The 15,481-nt window shown below is 33.8% G+C and carries 19 protein-coding genes; 18 read left to right on the forward strand and 1 reads right to left on the reverse strand.

Features of this window, described 5'->3' with window-relative positions:
* Positions 1-113: 113 nt before the first annotated feature.
* The gene (locus ACOOWA_RS00820; RefSeq protein WP_421372573.1) at positions 114-3,026 is read right to left on the reverse strand and encodes a M16 family metallopeptidase; all 2,913 of its coding nucleotides are present in this window, start codon (positions 3,024-3,026) and stop codon (positions 114-116) included.
* A gap of 145 nt (positions 3,027-3,171) precedes the next feature.
* On the opposite strand from ACOOWA_RS00820, the gene ACOOWA_RS00825 reads away from it, so the two are divergent.
* From ACOOWA_RS00825 to ACOOWA_RS00910, 18 genes are all read left to right on the forward strand, one after another.
* The gene (locus ACOOWA_RS00825; RefSeq protein ID WP_421372575.1) at positions 3,172-3,558 is read left to right on the forward strand and encodes a VOC family protein; all 387 of its coding nucleotides are present in this window, start codon (positions 3,172-3,174) and stop codon (positions 3,556-3,558) included.
* A 105-nt stretch (positions 3,559-3,663) separates the two neighbouring features.
* A complete protein-coding gene (locus ACOOWA_RS00830; RefSeq protein WP_421372578.1) occupies positions 3,664-4,068 on the forward strand; it encodes a hypothetical protein in 405 nt (134 codons plus the stop codon).
* A gap of 2 nt (positions 4,069-4,070) precedes the next feature.
* Positions 4,071-5,066 carry a BtrH N-terminal domain-containing protein gene (locus ACOOWA_RS00835; protein ID WP_421372580.1) on the forward strand — a complete coding sequence of 332 codons (996 nt, stop codon included), beginning with the start codon at positions 4,071-4,073 and terminating at the stop codon, positions 5,064-5,066.
* A gap of 1 nt (position 5,067) precedes the next feature.
* Positions 5,068-5,820 carry an ABC transporter ATP-binding protein gene (locus ACOOWA_RS00840; RefSeq protein WP_421372583.1) on the forward strand — a complete coding sequence of 251 codons (753 nt, stop codon included), beginning with the start codon at positions 5,068-5,070 and terminating at the stop codon, positions 5,818-5,820.
* On the forward strand, positions 5,810-7,072 hold the full coding sequence (locus ACOOWA_RS00845; RefSeq protein WP_421372585.1) for an ABC transporter permease: 1,263 nt from the start codon (positions 5,810-5,812) through the stop codon (positions 7,070-7,072). Before ACOOWA_RS00840 ends, ACOOWA_RS00845 begins: the two co-directional genes overlap by 11 nt.
* Positions 7,062-7,481, forward strand: a complete 420-nt coding sequence (locus ACOOWA_RS00850) for an acyl-CoA thioesterase (protein ID WP_421372587.1) — start codon at positions 7,062-7,064, stop codon at positions 7,479-7,481. Before ACOOWA_RS00845 ends, ACOOWA_RS00850 begins: the two co-directional genes overlap by 11 nt.
* Positions 7,478-8,611: a beta-ketoacyl synthase N-terminal-like domain-containing protein gene (locus ACOOWA_RS00855; protein WP_421372589.1), complete on the forward strand. Its 1,134-nt coding sequence runs from the start codon at positions 7,478-7,480 to the stop codon at positions 8,609-8,611. Before ACOOWA_RS00850 ends, ACOOWA_RS00855 begins: the two co-directional genes overlap by 4 nt.
* Positions 8,612-8,649: 38 nt before the next feature.
* Positions 8,650-8,889: an addiction module protein gene (locus tag ACOOWA_RS00860; protein ID WP_421372591.1), complete on the forward strand. Its 240-nt coding sequence runs from the start codon at positions 8,650-8,652 to the stop codon at positions 8,887-8,889.
* Complete coding sequence (locus ACOOWA_RS00865; RefSeq protein WP_421372593.1) at positions 8,886-9,170, forward strand: type II toxin-antitoxin system RelE/ParE family toxin; 285 nt, start codon at positions 8,886-8,888, stop codon at positions 9,168-9,170. Before ACOOWA_RS00860 ends, ACOOWA_RS00865 begins: the two co-directional genes overlap by 4 nt.
* A gap of 14 nt (positions 9,171-9,184) precedes the next feature.
* Positions 9,185-9,724 (forward strand): 3-oxoacyl-ACP synthase, encoded by a 540-nt coding sequence (locus tag ACOOWA_RS00870; protein ID WP_421372595.1) that lies wholly within the window; start codon positions 9,185-9,187, stop codon positions 9,722-9,724.
* An 89-nt stretch (positions 9,725-9,813) separates the two neighbouring features.
* Positions 9,814-10,071, forward strand: a complete 258-nt coding sequence (locus ACOOWA_RS00875; RefSeq protein ID WP_421372597.1) for a phosphopantetheine-binding protein — start codon at positions 9,814-9,816, stop codon at positions 10,069-10,071.
* An 81-nt stretch (positions 10,072-10,152) separates the two neighbouring features.
* Positions 10,153-11,352 (forward strand): beta-ketoacyl-[acyl-carrier-protein] synthase family protein, encoded by a 1,200-nt coding sequence (locus tag ACOOWA_RS00880; protein WP_421372600.1) that lies wholly within the window; start codon positions 10,153-10,155, stop codon positions 11,350-11,352.
* Positions 11,349-12,410 (forward strand): beta-ketoacyl synthase N-terminal-like domain-containing protein, encoded by a 1,062-nt coding sequence (locus ACOOWA_RS00885; RefSeq protein WP_421372602.1) that lies wholly within the window; start codon positions 11,349-11,351, stop codon positions 12,408-12,410. The genes ACOOWA_RS00880 and ACOOWA_RS00885 overlap by 4 nt, the downstream gene beginning before the upstream one ends.
* Positions 12,411-12,641: 231 nt before the next feature.
* On the forward strand, positions 12,642-13,391 hold the full coding sequence (locus ACOOWA_RS00890) for a polysaccharide deacetylase family protein (protein WP_421372604.1): 750 nt from the start codon (positions 12,642-12,644) through the stop codon (positions 13,389-13,391).
* Positions 13,391-14,017 (forward strand): LolA family protein, encoded by a 627-nt coding sequence (locus tag ACOOWA_RS00895; protein ID WP_421372606.1) that lies wholly within the window; start codon positions 13,391-13,393, stop codon positions 14,015-14,017. The genes ACOOWA_RS00890 and ACOOWA_RS00895 overlap by 1 nt, the downstream gene beginning before the upstream one ends.
* Positions 13,983-14,618: a hypothetical protein gene (locus ACOOWA_RS00900; protein ID WP_421372607.1), complete on the forward strand. Its 636-nt coding sequence runs from the start codon at positions 13,983-13,985 to the stop codon at positions 14,616-14,618. Before ACOOWA_RS00895 ends, ACOOWA_RS00900 begins: the two co-directional genes overlap by 35 nt.
* Position 14,619: 1 nt before the next feature.
* Positions 14,620-14,994 carry a 3-hydroxyacyl-ACP dehydratase gene (locus tag ACOOWA_RS00905; protein WP_421372609.1) on the forward strand — a complete coding sequence of 125 codons (375 nt, stop codon included), beginning with the start codon at positions 14,620-14,622 and terminating at the stop codon, positions 14,992-14,994.
* A 1-nt stretch (position 14,995) separates the two neighbouring features.
* Positions 14,996-15,481 (forward strand): hypothetical protein, encoded by a 486-nt coding sequence (locus tag ACOOWA_RS00910; RefSeq protein WP_421372611.1) that lies wholly within the window; start codon positions 14,996-14,998, stop codon positions 15,479-15,481.

Genomic DNA, 15,481 nt, shown 5'->3' on the forward strand with positions numbered 1-15,481 from the left:
TTTTGATCTGGAAAAAGGAAAAAACCCTCTAAGCATTATATAGATCAATATCAATCTTAAACAAAAAAGTGAGACATTTCTGCCTCACTTCAAACAATTTATATTAATGAAAATTAATATCCGAAGATTTCTTCTAAAGTCACTTCTTTAAATTCGCCCATTTTGTTGATAGATTCCATATTCAGGTTTTCTCTTTTCCCGATAATGGCAGTATTATACTTCAATGGTTTAATTTCTGAGTTGTAGAAACTCGTCAGTTGCGGCAATGTCAACGTTTGAATTTCAGCGTAAATATCTTTTCTGATATCGTAATCAACACCCAGTTTTTTAAGAGATAACTGATTGTAAAAGATATTCGTTCTATTGATTCTGCTTGATGCAATTTGCTTTAAAGCCGAACCTTTTGAGTTTTCAAACTGAGCAGGAATTTGTGGAAAATCTGCCATCAGTTCGTTCATCGCATTTACTGCCAAAGGCAATTTATTAGACTGCGTTCCGATATAATTCGTAACATAATTCGGATGATCTTTTTCTGAAGCATTTGCAAAGGAAACATACGCAGAATAAGCTAAAGATTTACTTTCTCTGATCTCCTGAAAAACGATTGAAGACAAACCTCTGCCAAAATATTCGTTGAAAACATTTGCTTTTCCGAAGTTTGCCAAGTTCACATTGCTACCTTTCGCTACTTTCGCCATTTCCATTTGTACCATATCGTAGTTGGTGAAATACACTTTACCGTCAGTTGAAGGTTCTGCATATTCTTTAGCTTTTGCAGGCTGTAAAGTTGCGTCTGTAATAAATTGTTTTACCGCTTTTTCAAGATCTTTCTGGCTTTCTCCGTACAAGAAAACTTCGTAAGGATAATTATTCAGCGTTTTGATTTTAGACATCAATTCTGTTACATTAATATTCTGCAGTCTTTCTTTAGAAATAATATCGGTCATTCTAGAATCCTTTCCGTACTTAGAATAGTTGGTAAGTGCCGCCATAATTCTGGTTTTATCTTTTTTGGCAACATCTCTCGATTCAAGAATTGTTTTTACGGTCTGGTTGTAAATTTCCTGATCCGCTTTTACGTTTTTCAACCAGTGGTTTAGTAATTCAACTCCTTTTTTCATGTTTCCTTCAAGACCGGTTAAAGTAATAAAAGTCTGGTCATTTGAAGTCCTGAAACTGTTTGAAATACCTAATTTGTAGAATTCTTCCTTCAATTGCTCCGGAGTATATTTATCAGTTCCTAAATACTGCAAAACACTTACACCCAGAGAAAGTTCTTTATCGTTATCTGTTCCGAATGGGAAAATATAACTTACCTGAGCCACTTTATTGTATTTATTACTTACAAAACTTACTTTTTTATCTTTTATCTGAGTCGTAGCAATTGCAGCTTTATAATCGATAAACTGAGGTTTAATTTCTGCAGGTTTATTACTTAAAATATCTTTAAGGAAAGGTGACTGTGCTTCTCTGTTAAGCTTAATTGGTGTAATTCCCGGGTTTTGTACACGAACCAATTTATCGTTTACTCCTTTTTCCTTGTAAATGACCACGTAATTATCTTTAAAGAAATGGTTTGCGAATTTTACAACATCAGCTTTAGTGATTTTTTCATATTCATTGATTTCATCAAGTTCCTGTTCCCAGGTTCTGCCACTGATGTAATTGCCGTAAAGCGTTGTTGCCAAACCATCTGCAGTTTCCCAGGCTTTCATATGCTGAACTTTCATATCATTCACAATTGCTTTCAACATCCAATCCGGGAACTGACCTTTTTTAACTAAATCAATCTGAGCTAAAAGCAATTTTTTAGCATCATCAAAGCTCTGTCCATCTTTTGGAGTTACATACATATTGAATGAACCGTATGTTTTTAAAGCATTTGCATAAGCTCCTGCTCCTAACGTAGTTTGTTTTTGATTGATATTAAGATCAATTAAACCAGCATCACCGCTGTTGCTCAGGATTTCTCCCACCATACTTGCCAATCTTGCCTCTTCGGTTCCGTTTGAATCAGTTCTCCAAGCCATTGTCATTCTTGGTGCAGAAGGACTTTTTACCGTTCTTGTCACAATAGAAGTCATTGGTTCTTCCGAAACCATTTTCTTCATTGGCAATTCTTTATACTTGAATGAGCCAAAATATTGGTCAACTAATTTTATCGTTTTGTCGAAATCTAAATCTCCAACCAAAACAACCGCCATGTTATTTGGAACATAATAGGTATCAAAATACTTGTGAATTGCTTCCATGGATGGACTCTTCAAGTGTTCTGAAGTACCGATTGTTGTTTGCTGACCGTTTGGATGTTTTGGGAAAAGCGCATCCATTAACGCATAATTTACCAAACGGCCGTCGTTATCCTGCGCTCTGTTGAATTCTTCATAAACAGCTTCCAATTCGGTATGGAAAAGTCTTAAAACCAATTCAGAAAACCTTTCTTTTTCTACTTTAAGCCATTTTTCAAGCTCGTTTGAAGGAATGTTGTTTTTATAAACCGTTTCGTCTAACCAAGTATGAGCGTTGGTTCCTGTTGCTCCCAAAGAAGAAATTGCTTTATCATATTCGTTGGCAATTGCATATTTTGAAGCTTCCTGAGAAACCTCATCGATTTTCTTATACAATTCTTTTTTCTTTTCAGGATCTTTTTCTGCTTTATGCTGCTCGTAAAGATCTGAAATCTGAGCCAACAAAGCTTTTTCTTTCGCCCAATCCTGAGTTCCCAAATGCGAAGTTCCTTTAAAAACCATGTGCTCCAGGTAATGAGCAAGACCTGTGTTGTCGCTCGGATCGTTATTAGACCCCGTTCTTACCGGAATATAGGTCTGGATTCTAGGTGCATCGTCATTTTTAGCAAGATAAACCTTCAACCCGTTTTTCAGTGTGTAAATTCTTACACCCGATTGGTCATTTTTCACAGTCTCGAAGCTGTAACCTTGAGCATCGGTCTGTTTTTGTGTTTCAAATTTCTGTGCCATTGCGATGATTGTGCAAAAAAGCGAAACTGAAATAAAAAATTTTTTCATAGTGAAAATTAATTTTTAAAATTGATAAGTAGAATTAAAATATTAATTGTTACAAAAGTTGCGGTTAATCAATCACAATTTCATTATACTTTAATAGGGAATAAAGTTTGCTGGTAACATATCAGCAATCAAAATATATTCAATTATGAAATCAAATATGATTTGGGCGAATTTTGGTGTAGAAGACTTAGAATGCACTACAGATTTCTACACTTCATTAGGTTTTAAATCTAATGGAAAATCAAATGAACTGACAAGCTTTCTCTTTGGAGAAAACAATTTTGTCATTCATTTTTTCAAAAAAGAAATTTTACATAAAAATCTAGGACTAGAGATTTCAGATTCAGAAAAAAACAATGAAATCATTTTTACTATTTCGGCAGAAACCAAAGAAGAAGTCGATCATTGGGCAGAAAAAATAAAAAATTCGAAAGGGAAACTTATTTCAAATCCTGAAGTATTCGGAGATAATTATTATGGTTTTATTTTCGCCGATCCCGACGGACACAAATTCAACATTTTTATGATGTAAAAGTGATTAGTCCCAAATAAATTCAGTACAATTGACATTATACTATGTCCTGCATTTTTATTATTTTAGCAGATTATAAAGATTAAAACTAACAGAATTCTTCGAGTGAAAAAGCAAGATATTCCACAAGACGAAAGCAATCTTCAGTCAGCAAATATGACAGAGATGCTTTATGTGACGGACGAAAATAACAATTATACCACTGCCCAAAGCATCGGATGGGAAGCCAAAAAAGCGGCACTCGACGAGTCGATGGAACTTATCTACGAAAGGATTGAAGAAGCCAAACAAAACGTTGCAAAAAATTTGGTAAGCCCAATTGTTTATTTTATGGAATTCAATAAAATGGATCTGCAGGTTTTGGCAGCATACGTAGACAAATGGCAATGGACTGTAAAACGACATTCCAAGCCCCATGTTTTCAAAAAACTCAGCGACTCTACTTTGAAAAAATATGCAGATGCATTCGGGATTTCGGTAGATGAATTAAAAAACTTCGACGGTAAATAATTATGCAAATTAACTTTGAACACCATCAAACCGCTCACTGCGAAAACGGTGTTGCCTCCAATTTACTTCTTAACCGAGGTTTAAAACTCAGCGAACCAATGATTTTCGGCATAGGTTCCGGATTATTTTTCGTGTATTTACCTTTCCTGAAAGTAAATTTTGCGCCGGGATTTAGTTATAGACCGATGCCCGGAGCGATTTTTAGCAAAGCTGCAAAAAGACTGGGAATTAAAATTAAAAGAATAAAATTTTCAAATCCAAAAGACGCACAAGTTGCATTAGAGAAAAATTTGGAACAAAATATCCCGACAGGTCTACAGGTTGGCGTTTTTAACCTGACCTATTTTCCTGAAGAATATAAATTTCATTTTAATGCTCACAATCTCGTAGTTTACGGAAAAGAAGACGGAAAATTCCTGATCAGCGATCCTGTGATGGATTTCGCAACAACTTTAACCGAAGCTGAATTGGAAAAAGTACGTTACGCAAAAGGAGCTTTGGCTCCGAAAGGTCATATGTATTTCCCAACTCACATTCCGGAAAATGTAAATCTTGAAGAAGCCATCAAAAAAGGAATTAAAGACACCTGCAAAAATATGCTGGCTCCAGTACCAATTATCGGTGTAAAAGCAATGCGTTGGGTAGCAAAAAGCATCCCGAAATGGGCCGAAAAAAAAGGCACAAAAGTGACCAATCATTATCTCGGACAACTCATCAGAATGCAGGAAGAAATCGGAACCGGAGGTGGCGGTTTCAGGTTTATTTACGGCGCTTTTTTACAGGAAGCTTCAGTAATACTTAAAAATGATGAACTGAAAGAATTATCAAAAGAAATTACCACAATCGGGGATCTTTGGAGAGATTTTGCAGTGGATATTGCGAGGGTTTACAAAAACAGAAATTCAAAAAGCGACATTTATAATCAGCTTTCAAAATCGATGCTGCATATTGCTGATCTGGAAGAGGATTTTTATAAGAAACTGAGAAAAGCGATTTAGTTTGGACAATATCATCGAAATAAAAAATCTTTACAAGAAATACAAAAATGCAGAAGACTTTTCTGTGAATGATATTTCTTTAAACATCGATAAAAACGAAATCTACGGAATTCTCGGCCCAAACGGAGCGGGAAAAACCACTTTGATTTCGATGCTTTCTGGTTTGATTAAACCAACCTCAGGAAGTTTTACCATCAATGGCTTGTCTCCTAAAAAAGACAGTACAAAATTAAAACAAATCATCGGTGTTGTTCCACAGGAATATGCGCTCTACCCGACTTTGACAGCAAAAGAAAACCTTTTATTTTTTGGAAGTTTGTATGGCTTAAAATCTAAAAATCTTCATCAACAAATCGATGAAGCGTTGGAATTGATGGGCCTGACGAAATTTGCCAATAAAAAAGTTGAACAGTTTTCAGGTGGAATGAAACGTCGTTGCAATCTTTTGGCAGGAACACTTCACAACCCGAAAGTTTTATTTTTAGACGAACCAACGGTTGGCGTTGATGTACAATCGAAAAAAGCGATTATCGATTATCTTTTAGATTTAAATAAGAAAGGAACGTGCATTATTTATACTTCGCATCATTTATCGGAAGCAGAAGAATTCTGTACCCAAATTGCCATCATCGATCACGGAAAAATTCATGCAACTGGAACGCCTGAAGAATTGATTAAGAATGTTGCAAATGCGGAAAATCTTGAAGATGTTTTCATTTCATTAACCGGAAAAGAATTGAGGGATGTTGTATAAATTGTGGAGAAGTTTCATCAAGGAAATCCAATTACTGAAACGGGATTCAGGCGGGATTGTCATTATATTTTTGATGCCTTTGCTGTTGATTATCACCATTACTTTAATTCAGGATTCAACATTTAAAAATCTGGAAGGTTCAAAAATTCCGATTATTTTTATTGATAATGACAAATCTGAAGTTTCCAAAGTCATCAAAAAAGAACTGGAAACCAGCAAAACATTTGAATTAATAACAGATTACAATGAAAAATCAGCTGAAAAAGCGGTTTTTAAAGGAGATTATCAAATGGCAATTGTCATTCCTGAAAATTTATCAAAAGATTTAAATTCAAATATTGATTCTAAAGTCCAGACCATTGTAAGTTCGTTTGGTTTAGAAACTGATTCTACCGCAACTAAAGTTATAGCTTCAAAAACAAAAGATATTCATCTCTACTTTGATCCCGCAACCAACGCAGGTTTCAAAAATTCGGTGATGAATGCCATTAACAAAATGGTTTTTGAAATTGAGAATAAAAAAATCTACAAAGCCTTCCAGGAACAGCTTGGCACAACGGAAGACCTTGAAAATAAAAGTTTAATCACTTTCAAAGAAATCACTCCGAACAAAGGGAAAGAAGAAGCTCTGCCAAATTCGGTTCAGCACAATGTTCCGGCTTGGGCGTTATTTGCGATCTTCTTTATTGTAGTTCCTTTATCGATCAATTTAGTAAAGGAAAAAAGTCAGGGAACGAGTGTGAGAGTTCGTGTAAGTCCGACGCCTTATTATATTCATATTTTAGGGAAAACATTCACGTATTTAATCATCTGTATTATTCAGTTTTTGCTGATGGTTGCTGTTGGAATCTGGCTTTTCCCGTTGATGAATTTACCTCAATTCGACGTAACAGGAAAAATGTTTCATTTAATAATTGTTACTTTATTTGCAGGTTTAGCCGCAATCGGATTCGGCGTTTTATTAGGAACTGTAGCGAAAACCCAGGAACAGTCTGCTCCATTTGGTGCAACTTCGGTTGTGGTTTTGGCCGCAATTGGAGGAATTTGGGTTCCTGTTTTTCTAATGCCTGAATTTATGCAGAAAATGGCTGCATTTTCACCGATGAATTGGGGGCTGAATGCATATTATGACATTATTTTAAGAAACAGTGGCATTAGCGAAATCGCTGAAGAGCTGATTTTCTTATTTTTATTCTACATAGCAATGGTTGCGATCTCATTATTTTACGAAAGAAAACAAAATGCAGTCTAAAGATTTAATTTGTACTGAAAAAGTGCGTGTAAGATTCAACGAGACAGATCCTTTAGGAATTGTTTGGCATGGACATTACATCGTGTATTTTGAGGACGGAAGAGAAGCTTTCGGAAGACAACACGGTTTAACGTATCTTGACATTCAGAAAGCTGGATATGTAACCCCGATTGTGAAAAGCACCTGCGAACATTTCCTTCCTTTAAAGTATGGGGAAACATTCAATATCATAACCACTTTCGTGAACTCTGTGTCTGCAAAATTGATTTATAAATACGAGATTTTTAATCAGAATAATCAACTCGTTTGCAGCGGAGAAACAATTCAGGTTTTTCTGGATTCTGATAATAATTTATGTTTATACAATCCAGAGTTTTTTCAGGCTTGGAAAGATAAAATGGATTTATGATAAAGGAAATTTACATCACAGATTATAACTGTGTCACGCCTTTGGGTTTTGATCTGGAATCAAACTGGAAAGCACTTTTAGAGGGAAAATCTGGTGTCGCTTTACATAAAGTCATCGATAATCAAGAAGCTTTTTTTGTATCTAAAATTGATGATGAAAAGCTTGAATATGAATTTACAAGACACTTCAACAATTCGGATTTCACAAGATTAGAAAAATTGTTTTTATTGAGTCTGAAACCTTTAGTGGAAAAACATCAGATTTCAGCTGAAACAGCTTTTATTCTCTCAACAACGAAAGGAAATATCAGTTTATTAAAAAATCAGGAAGCTTTACCTGAAAGTGTTTTCCTTTATAATTTAGCTCAAAAAGTTGCTGATTTTTTTGGATTTAAAACCAAACCGATTGTTGTTTCTAACGCCTGTGTTTCCGGAGTGATGGCAATTTCCATTGGGAAAAATATGATTCAGGCAGGAAAATATAAAGATGCTTTTGTAATTGCCGGAGATGAAATTTCTGAATTTGTGATTTCGGGTTTTAATTCTTTTCAGGCCATTGGAACGGAAATTTGCAAACCTTACGACAAAAACCGCAACGGAATTAATTTAGGAGAAGCAACTGCAGCCGTTTATGTGACTTCCACTCCATCAGAAAACGAAAAATTAAGGTTTAAAGTTTTAGGTGATTCTGCAATTAACGACGCCAATCATATTTCCGGACCGTCAAGAACGGGCGATGGATTATTTTTAAGCGTTCAAAACGCAATGAAGGAAGCAAAAGTTTCATCAGAACAAATTGATTTTATTTCCGCGCACGGAACGGCGACAATTTACAACGACGAAATGGAAGCCATCGCTTTCAACCGAATGGATTTACAGAATGTTCCTTTAAATAGTTTAAAAGCGTATTACGGACATTGTTTGGGCGCATCCGGACTTCTGGAAAGCATTATTTCAATGGAATCAGCCTTGAATAACACCTTAATTCCATCAAAAAATTTCGAAGAAACAGGAATTTCTCAATCTTTGAACATTATTAAGGAAAACCAATTGTCTGAAATTAAATATATTTTAAAAACAGCTTCTGGTTTCGGAGGTTGTAATGCAGCAATTGTTTTGGAAAAATGCTGAAAATAATTTTGTAATTTTATAAAAATAAAGTTTCAGATATGGAATCTACTTTAGAAATCAGAAAAAGAATTCACGAATATATAGATATTGCGGATGAGAGAATTTTGCGCATCATCAACGGAATCATCGATGTTGAGGAGCGGGAAGACAATTATCCTACAATTCCTGATTGGCATTATGATAAGATAAATGAAAGACGAGAAAGATATTTAACAGGAGCAAGCAAATCTTACACTTGGGAAGAAGTTAAAGAAAAAGCAAAATCTGCTTTGAAATGACTTATGAATTAATTTTACAGGAAGAAGCCAGTTTGGAAATTTTGGAAGCATACATTTATTATGAAGATGCTAAAAAAGGTTTGGGAGAAAAATTTATGACTCATTTGGAAAAATATCTTCGTAGAATTCAAAATCATCCGAAACATTTTCAGCTTAAAAAAAATTACAGAGAAGCTTTCATTCAAAAGTTTCCATATCTCATCGTTTTTGATATTATTGATTATAAAATCATTGTACTTTCTGTTTTCAACACGCATCAAAATCCGACAAAGAAGCCTTAAACTTTTTACCATCAATGACGAAAACAGATATTTGCATCATAGAAAACTCAAAAATAATTCTCAACAACGACATTATTTTTGAAACTCAAACCAAACATTTTTCGGAGTTTGCGAAAGAAGCTTATAAAAGTTTAGATATACATTATCCGAAATTTCATAAAATGGATAATTTGAGCAAACTCGCTTTTTTAGCTTCTGAAATGATTCTAAAAAATAACAATCACAGCAAAACAGCTTTGGTTTTCGCCAATAAATCATCAAGCCTTGACACCGATTTTAAATATCAGCAAAGCATCAATTCTCAGGAAGATTATTTTCCAAGTCCTGCTGTTTTTGTTTACACCTTACCTAATATTTGTGTCGGAGAAATCAGTATTAAACACAAGATGCAAACAGAGAATGCTTTCTTTGTCTTGGATGAATTTGATGAAGAATTTTTAAACAATTATGCCGAACAGATTTTACAGTCGGGAAAAGCCGAAAAAGTCTTGTGCGGATGGGTAGAACTCTATCAGGAAAGTTATAAAGCTTTCGTATATTTGCTCACTTTGTAATAAAACAATATAACAGTAAAACAATGTAAAAATGATGTTCAGCTTTAATTGGTAAACTGATACATTGATACATTGCTAAAATTAGAAGTATGGAAGATTTAAAATTAGAATTAAAAAACAAAATCATCGAAGTTCTTAATCTTGAAGACGTTGCAATAGAAGAAATCAAAGACACAGATCCCCTTTTCGGTGGAGGTCTTGGCTTGGATTCTATTGACGCTTTAGAACTAATCGTTCTTCTGGATAAAGAATACGGAATAAAACTGGCTGATCCTAAAAAAGGAAAAGAAATTTTCCAGTCTATCGAAGTGATGGCAAAATACATTGAAGAGAACAGAACAAAATAAATTAATTTACCAATCTAATAATGTAACAGTCTGGCAATTATTGGTAAACTGTTACATTGCTGCATTATTACATTTGTAAAGATGGGTCAAAAAATCGCAATTACAGGAATGGGCATCATTTCCGCTATTGGAAACAATGTGGAAGAGAATTTTGTTTCGTTAACGACAGGAAAACACGGTATTTCAGACATAGAATTATTTGAAACACGTCACTCCGGAAAGATTAAAACAGGAGAAATAAAATTATCTAATGAGGAACTTGTTGAAAAACTTCAGCTAAATGAAGAAAATAATGCGACAAGAACCGCTTTATTAGGAATGATTGCTGCAAGAGAAGCCGTAGAAAGTGCCGAAATTTCGGACATTAATGAATATAAAACCGGACTGATTTCCTCAACAAGTGTTGGCGGAATGGATGTCACTGAAAAATATTTCTACACATATGAAGACTTCCCTGAAAAGCAAAAATATATTGACTCACATGATGCGGGAAATTCATCATTATTAATTGCAGATTATTTGGGGCTAAAAGGTATGGTTTCTACGATCAGTACGGCTTGTTCGTCTGCAGCGAATGCAATTATGATGGGTGCAAAGCTGATTAAAAACGGAGTTTTAGATCGTGTAATTGTCGGCGGAACAGATTCTCTTTCAAAATTTACTTTGAATGGTTTCAACACGTTGATGATTCTGACGGATTCTTACAACACGCCTTTCGACAACGACAGAAAAGGTCTTAATCTTGGTGAAGCAGCCGCTTTCATCGTTTTGGAATCTGATGAAGTTGTGAAAAAAGAGAACAAAAAAGTTCTCGGTTATCTTTCAGGGTACGGAAATGCCAATGATGCGCATCACCAAACTGCATCTTCGGAAAACGGGCAAGGTGCTTATTTAGCAATGGAAAAAGCTTTGAAAGTTTCGGGATTAGATAAAGAAAATATTGATTACATCAATGTTCATGGAACGGCAACTCCGAATAATGATTTGTCGGAAGGAATTGCAATGATTCGGATTTTTGGTGAAAACAAAGTTCCTGAATTTAGTTCAACAAAGGCTTTTACAGGTCATACTTTGGCTGCAGCAGCGGGAATTGAAGCGGTATATTCATTATTGGCGATTCAAAACAGTCTTATATTCCCAAATCTGAACTTTAAAAAAAAGATGGAAGAATTTGATTTAATGCCTGTAACAGATCTCAAAGAGAAAAATATTAACCACGTTCTTTCCAATTCGTTTGGTTTTGGAGGAAATTGTTCAACTTTAATTTTCTCAAAATCATGAGTACAGTTTACATCAACAGTGCAGCCTGTATCTCAGTTCAGGACACTTTAAATGAAAAATTTTTCCAAAATCTTAAGCCCGAAAATTCGCCACAAGTTTTAAAAGCTATCGAACCGGTTTATAAAGAATTCATTCCACCTGCCATGATCAGAAGAATGTCTAAAACCGTAAAAATGAGTTCAGTAGCTTCAAATTACGCTTTAAAAGAAGCAGGAATTGAAAAACCTGATGCCATTATTGTCGGAACAGGAATAGGCTGTTCTCAGGATTCTGAAAAATTCTTGAAAAATGTTTTGGATAATAATGAAGAGTTTTTGACTCCGACGTTTTTTATTCAGTCTACACACAACACGGTTGCGGGACAAATCGCTTTAGGTTTACAATGTCATGGTTATAACTTTACGTATGTGAATACTTCTTCGTCTTTGGAGTTTTCGATGCTTGATGCAAAATTACAGATTCTCGATGGCGAAGCAGACAACATTTTGATCGGTTCAACGGATGAGCAAACCGACCGAACAATGGAATTGTACAAATTAAACAAAACCATTAAAAAAGAAGAAAATCTTCCTGTTGACTATTTGAATTCAACAACAGATGGTGCGATTTGGGGAGAAGGTGCCAGTTTTTTTGTATTAGGAAAAGGTAAAACTGAAAATTCTTACGCTCAATTGAAAGATATTCAAATCATTAACAGATTAGATTTAAATGGAACTCAACAATTTATTGAAGATTTCTTAGCTAAAAATAATTTGAAAACAAATGATATTGATGTTGTAATTTTAGGTTTCAGCGGAGATGCAAAATCTGATGTTTATTATAAAAAATCAATGTGCTTATTTGAAAACTCCACATTGTTGTACTACAAACATTTGAGCGGAGAGTTCAATACAGCAAGTGGTTTTTCTACATTTATGGCTTGTCATATTCTTAAAAATCAAGAAATTCCTGAAGTGATGAAGATTAATAATATGAAAAGAGAAGAAATTAAAAATATTCTTTTGTATAATCATCTTGGCGGAAAAGATCATAGCTTGGTTTTGTTGGAACAAGCTTAATTATTGAATTGTTTTAACGCAAAGAGCGCAAATTTTTTTTAAATTCTTGAAAATGTTTTTCGTTTGCAAAGGCGCTTCACTCAGCAAAGTAAACAGTGTGTTTGTCATTCCGCAGGAATCTCGATACAGATTTTAACATTGTATAGATTCCACGCTACACTTCGTTTCGCTCTGAATGACAAAGATTCCGTTAAAGGAAACAGAATATTTTAACACCAAAAATTTAAAAAGATGAAACATTATCCATTTATCCTATTTTATCTTTTCTATAACGTTTTTATTTATGCGTTTCATGGGACTTTTTGGGTGTATTTGTTTTGTTTTTTTATGTTTTCTGCGGTTATGGTTTGGGGTTCTTTTGATATTCAGCTAGGATTTTTTGTCAACAGCATTACTCATAAAAGAACGAAAATCAAAGAAGTCGCTCTGACTTTTGATGACGGGCCTACTGAATTTACACCAAAATTTTTAGATCTATTAAAAGAAAAAAATATTAAAGGAACTTTTTTCTGCATTGGAAAACAGATTGAAAAATATCCGGAAACGTTTCAAAGAATTATTGCGGAAGGTCACACGATCGGAAATCATACCCTTTCTCATTCGAACAATACAGGATTTTTATCAGCTTCTAAAATGGTTGAGGAAATTGAAAAGTGTGATGAAGCAATGATGAATATTGGAAATCTAAAAACCAATTTGTATCGTCCTCCTTTTGGCGTAACAAATCCGAATATTGCAAAAGCGATCAAAAAAACCAACAAAAAAAGCATCGGCTGGAATGTTCGTTCGCTGGACACCGTAATTGACAACGAACAGAAAATATTAAAAAGAGTCACAAAAAAATTAAAAAAAGGAAGCATTATTCTGCTTCACGATACTTCAGAAAAAACCTACAATGTTTTGGTCGAATTATTGTTATTTTTGGAGTGTGAAAAGTACTCGACTTTCACGATTGATTCAATCATTAAATCAAAAAACTAATGTTTAAAAATACAGCTTTCATAACATTTCTAGTATTCTCCAGCTTCATTTCTGCACAAAATACAGCAATGACGAGCGCAGAATCAAAAGCATTTGTCACCAAAGTATCCTCAGAAACAAAAGAAATAAAAACCTTGCAAAGTGATTTTACACAAATCAAGAAGATGGATTTTTTAGATAAAAACATTGTCACTCAGGGAAAAATGTCTTTAAAATCGCCCAATATGTTAAGCTGGAAATACACAAAACCTTATCAGTACAGCATTGTTTTCAGAGACAATAAAATTTTCATCAACGATCAGGGGAAAAAATCTTCTGTTGACGCAAAAAGTAAAACTTTTGAGAAAATTAATAAACTGATTGTCGGAAGTTCGAACGGACAAATGTTCAGCGATCCCGAATTTTCCGTGGTTTATTTAAAAAATGCAACTTCAAATATCGCAAAATTCACTCCCAAATCAGCTCAATTATTGAAATATATAAAGCAGATCGAATTAAGTTTTCCAAAAGGTCAGTCGACGGTTTCTCAGGTCAATATGACGGAAGCTTCCGGTGATACAACGAATATTGTTTTTAAAAATACAAAGATTAATGCGCCGATCGCTGCTTCAGAATTCAGTTTATAGTCTTATCTTCTTATTGTTGGTTTCCTGTAAAAGTTATCAGATAACCAACGTAAAATCTGTTCCGAATACTGAAAAAACAGTTGAAAATTTATATTTTTCTTCCAATGAAGACTATATTTATAAATGTCAGATGGATATTTATAAAAACCATGTAAGCGGAATTTTAATTCTAAAAAAAATCAATGAAACAACGCATCGTGTTGTTATGACTTCTGATTTTGGAAATAAATTAATAGATTTTGAAATCTCAGAAAATGATTTTAAACTTAATTATGTTCTTCCGGATTTAGATAAAAAAATAGTCATTAACTTTTTAAAAAATGACTTTCAGAAGCTTTTAAAACAAAAATATCCTGTCCATGAAAGTTTTGATAATGATTCAATAAAAATATTTCATTCTGAAACTGACAAAAGTGGATATTACCTAAGTTTTAATAAAGAAAATAATCTATTAGAACAAATTATCTACACAAAAAACAACAGAGAAAAAATCGATTTTATATTTGAGGCTAAAAAACCTACTTTTGCAGAAACGATTGAAATTCAACATAAAGATTTTAAAATCAACATCAAATTATTTCTAATTACCGAAACAGAATAAAATGCAAACTATACTTACAGATTTTTATACTTTACAATCTTACGAAAAAGCAGATAGCGGAAGTTTTTCGGCAAATATTCTGTTAAACAGGGATCATGATATTTTCAAAGGACACTTTCCTGGAAATCCTGTTACTCCGGGAGTTTGTATGATGCAGATTATCAAAGAACTTGCTGAGGAATTTATCGGCAGAAAATTATTTTTAAAAACAGCATCAAACGTAAAGTTCATGGCGATTATCAATCCTTTTGAAACGCCTGAATTAACAATGATTCTTGATATTGCAGAAAACGAAACAGAAGTTAAAGTAAAAAATGTAACTTCATTTGGCGAGACTATTGCATTGAAAATGTCAGTTAATTATACTAAAATATAAAATGAAACTTATAGTATCATTCTTTGCCGGACTGTTTTTATTTTTTCAGTCTTCTGATCTGGAAGCTTTGAGAAATGCTTATTCTAAAGCCAATTCATCAAATGAAGGAGCAAAAAACTTTATTGAAGTTGCCGATAAAAAATCTTCATCTGATCCGATTATTACTGGTTATAAAGCGGCTGCAGAAATCTTGGAAGCAAAAGTTACCACTGAAAAAAATAAAAGAAAATCGTTTGTGAAATCTGGCGCAACAAATCTGGAAAACGTTATTAAAACCAATCCGAACAATATTGAATTGAGGTTAATCAGAATGAGTGTTCAGGAAAATATCCCGAAGATTGTAGGCTATTCTAAAAATCTTAAAGAAGATAAAATGTTTATTATTGATAATTACGGCAGGCAAAATGCAGCATTAAAAACTTATATCAGAAAATTTGCAGCACAATCTAAAACGATGAATGCTGCAGAAAAAAATTCTTTAAGATAA

Source organism: Chryseobacterium sp. GP-SGM7 (genome assembly GCF_049166575.1).
Classification (GTDB): Bacteria; Bacteroidota; Bacteroidia; order Flavobacteriales; family Weeksellaceae; genus Chryseobacterium.